The 5,891-nt window shown below is 67.2% G+C and carries 5 protein-coding genes and 1 pseudogene; 3 read left to right on the forward strand and 3 right to left on the reverse strand.

Going from position 1 to position 5,891, the window contains the following annotated elements; translation table 11 throughout:
- Both VFF46_RS39040 and VFF46_RS39045 read left to right on the forward strand, forming a co-directional pair.
- The coding region (locus VFF46_RS39040) for a DUF6318 family protein (RefSeq protein WP_325042320.1) at positions 1–667 on the forward strand (667 nt) is incomplete at its 5' end.
- Positions 667–1,602 (forward strand): PKD domain-containing protein, encoded by a 936-nt coding sequence (locus VFF46_RS39045; RefSeq protein ID WP_325042321.1) that lies wholly within the window; start codon positions 667–669, stop codon positions 1,600–1,602. The genes VFF46_RS39040 and VFF46_RS39045, both read left to right, overlap by 1 nt.
- Positions 1,603–1,805: 203 nt before the next feature.
- Here the strand turns inward: VFF46_RS39045 and VFF46_RS39050 are convergent, their stop codons facing one another.
- From VFF46_RS39050 to VFF46_RS39060, 3 genes are all read right to left on the reverse strand, one after another.
- Positions 1,806–2,816 (reverse strand): hypothetical protein, encoded by a 1,011-nt coding sequence (locus VFF46_RS39050; RefSeq protein WP_325042322.1) that lies wholly within the window; start codon positions 2,814–2,816, stop codon positions 1,806–1,808.
- Positions 2,817–2,818: 2 nt separating this feature from the next.
- Entirely contained in the window at positions 2,819–3,235 is a 417-nt protein-coding gene (locus VFF46_RS39055; protein ID WP_325042323.1) for a hypothetical protein, read from the reverse strand.
- An 84-nt stretch (positions 3,236–3,319) separates the two neighbouring features.
- Positions 3,320–4,450, reverse strand: coding sequence for an alpha/beta hydrolase (locus tag VFF46_RS39060; protein WP_325042324.1), 1,131 nt, complete (start codon positions 4,448–4,450; stop codon positions 3,320–3,322).
- 120 nt (positions 4,451–4,570) lie between these two features.
- Here VFF46_RS39060 and VFF46_RS39065 point away from each other — a divergent pair.
- A pseudogene (locus VFF46_RS39065) lies at positions 4,571–5,891 on the forward strand (RNA degradosome polyphosphate kinase); the annotation flags it as partial.

The following is a 5,891-nucleotide window of genomic DNA, read 5'->3' on the forward strand; positions in this document are numbered from 1 at the left end:
CCCCGTTACGATTCGTATCAACTACGGAGGGCTGACAAACGTGACACACAGCAACAGGCCAACCCAAGCACTCCTGGCCTGCCTAGCCACCACCACACTCCTCACGGCCTGCACCAAGGGCAGCCCAGAAGCCGGCCAACCAAACACGGCCCCGCCGTCGCCAACCTCCTCGACGACGAGCTCTTCGGCGAGTCCTACGACCGGGCCGAGTGCTACGCCGTCTTCATCAGCGGCTCCAACCACTCCACCTGCACGGCCGACGGCTGCGAAGGGGCTCACCCTTGCAGCCGCCGAAAAGTTTGTCCGTTACTACAGCGATTTGCTGAACTACGCCTCCACGACCGGCGACACAGGCCCCATGCTCGGCGTGAGCGAAAAGGGCTGCGAGAACTGCAAGTCGTACGCGGCTTTCGTTGCGAAGGCGAATGGAGCAAACGGGCTACTTCAAGGTGATTACCTCGAGAAGATCACGGATGTTCCCGAGCTCTACCGTGGCAAGAGCGGGCGTATCGGCGGGTCGGCGATGGTCTCGATCGGCGCGTACATCAGCCGAGAATCAACGAGTGCATCACCCATAAACCTGAAGGCTGCGACGTACAAACGAGAGTTCTCGCTCTCTTCACAGGGCGGCAGCTGGATCATGTACGAGATGAAGCTCGACAAATAATGAAGAAGATCCTCGGCGCGATCACCGTCGCCAGCGCGTTGCCGATCATGCTATCGATCGGCGCAGCGAGCGTTTGGGCCGCGGGCGATCAATCGCCTGCACAATTCGCCCACGCGATGCCCCTGCAGCCGAGAGCGGTCGCATCGCCGACCGCGACCGTCGATCCGACCAGGGAAGGCGCCTCGGCGAAGGCGACGAGCCGTATCGGGGGCGACAGGCCGGCACCGACAGGATCATCCAAGCCCACGAAAACCGATAAGCCACGCCACACATCAGGAAAGCCCGGGGATGGCGGCCGCTCGCGGGAGGACACCTCGGGCGATGCGACGGGCCGAGACGACCTGAAACTCAACATTGGCATCTGTGGGCGAATGCAGCCGGACGGGACTGTTCCTGGGCCGAGTCGGTGTCAGCCCAGTCGGGAGATCACGGGGGTTATTCGGCCCAAGGTGACGCCGAAGGTGGTGGTGCCGCCGCGGCCTCAGGACATCACCTGGGAGGAAGTGCGGTCGGAGACCAAGAACGTTATCTTTCCTGGGCTTTCGGTGAAGGTGCAGCCGGCGGGACGGACGTTGGTGAATATGGCAACGATCGTCTACACCGACGACAGCAAGGTGTCGAGGACGACGGTGACGCTGCTCGGCTTCCCCGTCGTGGTCGAAGCCACGCCGATCAGCTACACCTGGGACTTCGGCGACGGCAGTCCGACAGTCACCACGAGCACCCCGGGCAAGCCGTACCCCTCGGCCGAGATCACCCACAAATACCGCAAGCGTCAAGGCGTCGGCATCTCCGTCACCACCAACTACGCCGCCCGCTTCAACGCCGCCGACACCGGCTGGCAGTACATCCAAGGCACCGTCCCCATCACCGGCCCAGCCACCCTCCTCCAAGTCCGCGAAGCCGTCCCCGTACTCGTCGACCCCGGCCGCTGACTTTCTGACCCGGATCGCCGGGGTGTTCAGTCTGACCCGGATCGCTGGGGTGTTCAGTCGCGGTGGGCGTCCTGCGGCGAGGACCGGCCTTGGTGGCCTGGCGGGTCTCGTGCGGACCAGGTGACCGTCGACGTCCCGCACACGCTGCTGGCCGCGTGGGGTTCGGTCCCGGGTACCGGACGGGATCGGCGTGGGCCAGCGGGTCAGTCTCGGGTGCGGGGTGGGGGTTTGGTGGAGAGGTGGGGTCGTGTGTGGGGAATTGCTGGGGTGGGGCGGTGGTGGAGGGCTTTGGTGGGTGGGGGTTGGGCGGTTAGGAAGCGGAGGGCGTTGAGGGTGTCTTGGCGGGCGTCTGGGGTGGGAGCGGGATCGTGAACCGCTGGGAGAGGGGCAGATCGCGGCTGGTGAGTGGGTGGGGTTTGAGGGGTGGGAGGTGCTGGGGGTAGGCGGTGCTGGTGGCGGAGTTCGGAGATCTTTGTGTTCAGGGTGGAGCGGATTTCGGTGGCTACGGCGTGGCCGGTGGGTGCTTCGGTGTTCGGGAGGGTTGGCCAGTGGGCGTGGAGCATCGGTTCGATCAGTTGTCTGCGGATCGTTTGCTGGGTCTGAGGGTCGCGGTGGGTCAGTTCGGTCAGGTGGTTGGCCACGACGGCGTGGGCGAACTGGTCGAAGTGCATGAGCCCGGGACCGCGGCACGCGTCGTTGATCAGGTCGTTCTGTGAGTAGGACGGACCGCTGATGTGCGCCATCAGGTCGCTGGTTGCGGCGAAAGCTCCTGGGTACTGCGGGTCGCCGAGGGTCAGGCCTCCGTACCCGGCGCGCTTGGCGAACAGTTCGAAGTCGGCGAAGGCGCGGACCTCGGCGAAGCCTTCCATCACGCCGCGCGAATGTTCGGTCCACACCGCGTTCGGCTCTCCCGGCGCCTTGATGTGCATGCCTCCGTGGGTCGATTCGTGCAGAACCGTGGACAATGCCTCGGCCTGGTCAGCGGCACGCTCCGGCGAGACCGAGCCCGTCAGGTGCATCAGCACGCGATGACTGGAAAGTCTGAGGACACCGGTATTCGGATCCAGACCACCCAACGTGTCAAGGTCCGTCGCGTACAACTCACGGTTCCAGCGATCGGTGGTCACCGGACGAAGCGACTGTGCGAGCTTGTACAAGCGCTCGACCTCTTGATAGACGAACGAGTCTGGTGAGACCCGTCGGTCGAGGTCCATCGTCAGTCCTCAGGCCAATACCCGCGCAGCATGATCTCCATGTGGTGGAGGGCACGCGTCATCCCCCGGATGCTCGGAGCCTCGTCGTCGGGGGCGCGGTCGGCGATTGACCAGATTTTGTGGCGGGCTTCCGCGAGGGCGTCGGCCTTTTCTTCGTCGGTGCCCTCCGCAAGAAAAGCCGCGGCGTGGATCGCGCCCGCCTCGTGGTACAGGGGGCCGTGCTCGCGTGGTGGGGGCGGCGGTACGGCGAGGTCCTCGATCATCTCCAGTGCGAACGTACGGTCGTCACCGTCCGGCTCGTCGGCGATCAACGCGAGCAACTGCTGTTGAGCGGCCGCCAGGTCGAACGCCGGGTCGGTCTTCTGTTCGTACCGGGCCTGCGCGAACGCGGAGTTGAACCGCACCAGGTCGAACGTCATCGCGACTCCTTCAGGACGGTTCCGGCGTACTGCTCGCCACGATATCGGCGTACCGCCTGCGCGCGGCGAAGTTATCCACAGGGGTCAGTACAGGGTGGCGCGGAGGTGGTTGGTGAGGTGGGTGTGGGCTTCGCGGGTGGTGCCGGGGACGGTCAGGAGGTTGGTGTGGCCGTGGGGGAGAGAGGGGTGGTGGACGTGGGTGAGGGCGTTGCCGGCGGCGGTCAGGGCCTCGGCGTATTCGCGGCCTTCGTCGCGGAGGGGGTCGAAGCCGGCGGTGGTGAGGTAGGTCGGGGGGAGGTTGGTCAGGTCCTCGGCGCGGAGCGGGGAGACGATCGGGTCGGGGCGGAGGGTGGGGTCGGGGGTGTAGTGGTCGCGGTACCAGATGATGTCGGCCTCGGTGAGGATGAAGCCCTCGGAGAAGAGGTCTCGGCTGGGGCGGCGGGCGACCAGGTCCACGGCGGGGTAGAGGAGCACCTGGAGAGCCGGGGTCGGGAGGTCGCGGCGGACGGTTTGCTGGGCTACTACGGCGGCCAGGTTGCCGCCTGCGCTGTCGCCGCCGACGGCTACCAGGGCAGGGTCGACGCCTAGGTCCTCGGCGTGGTCGACGGCCCACGTGAAGGCGGCGATCGCGTCCTCGGCGGCGGACGGGGCGGGAGCCTCGGGGGCCAGGCGGTAGTCGACGGAGAGCACCCGGATCCCGGCGTCGGCGGCGATCGAGCGGCAGACGGCGTCGTGCGTGTCGAGGTCGCCGACCACCCAGCCCCCGCCGTGGAAGAACACCAGCAGACCCCGCCCGACTCCCTCGGCACCTGCAGAACGAGGCCCGGACTCCGCCGTACGAGCCTCATCTCCCTGCCCCGCGCCGGAGCTGGTGGGGCGGGGGACGTAGAGGCGGGCGCCTAGTTGGCCGGCGGTGCCTCGGACGGTCAGGTCGGTTGTGCGTTGTACTTCGGCGGGTGTGCCGGGGATGAGTTTGCAGAGGCTGCGGAAGTGGGCGCGGGCGGTGGCGGCGTCGGTCTTGGTTGTGTGGGGCAACAGGTTGTCGAGGCGCAGCAGCAGCTGGATGTCGGGGTCGAGGGTGTTGCCGTCGATCTGGATCGGGGCGCCGGACAGGCGGCGCCGTACGGCGGCGGGCAGCGCGTACAGCGGGGCGAGAGCGTTCGCTTGTACGGCGGTCAGCGTGTCGCGCAGTACCGAGTCCAGTCGCAGGTTCACAAGGAGTGACGCTAGCAAGAACGTCCGGCAGGCAACGAAAGCGTCACATTCGGCAACGCGCGGACCGCTACCCGTTGTTCACGAAAGGGTGGGATCCTTGTCGACGTGGCTGGAGACTTGCTGGCGTCCCACAACCGGGAGTACGACGTAGAACCGCCGTACGACATCAGTGCGGCCGGTGATCTCCCGGCGGACCGGTTCTCGGACCGCGAGCTCAGCTGGCTGGCGTTCAACCAGCGAGTCCTGGAGCTCGCAGAGAACGACCGGATCCCGCTGCTCGAGCGGGCCAAGTTCCTCGCGATCTTCGCCAGCAACCTGGACGAGTTCTACATGGTGCGGATCGCCGGCCTGAAGCGTCGCATCGCCGCCGGGGTCGCCGTGAAGGCGGCCAGCGGCCTGCTCCCCCGCGAGGTTCTTGACCGCAGCCTGGCGAAGAGCCGGGAGCTGATGGACCGGCACGCGGAGACCTGGCGGAAGTCCGTGCAGCCGGCGCTGACCGAGCAGGGCATCGACATCCTGCGCTGGGACGAGCTGGAGCACAGCGAGCGCGAGGACATGACCCGGTTCTTCCGGGACCGGATCTTCCCGGTGCTGACACCGCTCGCGGTGGACCCGTCGCACCCGTTCCCGTACATCTCGGGCCTGAGCCTGAACCTGGCCGTCGTCGTCCGGAACCCGGACACCGGCGGCGAGCACTTCGCCCGGGTCAAGGTGCCGCCGCTGCTGCCGCGGTTCGTGAAGGTCGCCGAGGGCCGGTTCGTGCCGCTCGAGGACGTCATCGCCACCCACCTGGGCCAGCTGTTCCCGGGCATGGAGGTGATCCAGCAGCACACCTTCCGGGTGACCCGCAACGAGGACCTCGAGGTCGAGGAGGACGACGCCGAGAACCTCCTCACCGCCCTGGAGAAGGAGCTCACCCGACGGCGGTTCGGCCCGCCCGTGCGGCTCGAGGTCGACGAGACGATCGACGACCACGTGCTCGACATGCTGGTGCGCGAGCTCGGGGTCAACGACAGCGAGGTGTACCGGCTCCCGGCCCCGCTCGACCTGCGCGGCCTCAACCTCGTCGCCGACATCGAGCGCTCCGACCTGCGCTACCCCCCGTTCCGGGGGCAGATGCACCCCGACCTCGCGCCCGCCGAGAGCTCCAAGGCGTCCGAGATCCTGCCGATCGTCCGCGACAAGGACGTGCTGCTCCAGCACCCCTACGACTCCTTCTCGACGTCGGTCCAGTCCTTCATCGAGCAGGCCGCCGCCGACCCCAACGTGCTCGCGATCAAGCAGACGCTGTATCGCACGAGCGGCGACTCCCCCATCATCGACGCCCTCATCGACGCGGCCGAGTCGGGCAAGCAGGTGCTCGCGATCGTCGAGATCAAGGCGCGCTTCGACGAGAAGAACAACATCTCGTGGGCCCGCAAGCTGGAGCACGCCGGGGTGC

It is taken from the genome of Kribbella sp. (genome assembly GCF_035655035.1).
Lineage (GTDB): Bacteria > Actinomycetota > Actinomycetes > Propionibacteriales > Kribbellaceae > Kribbella.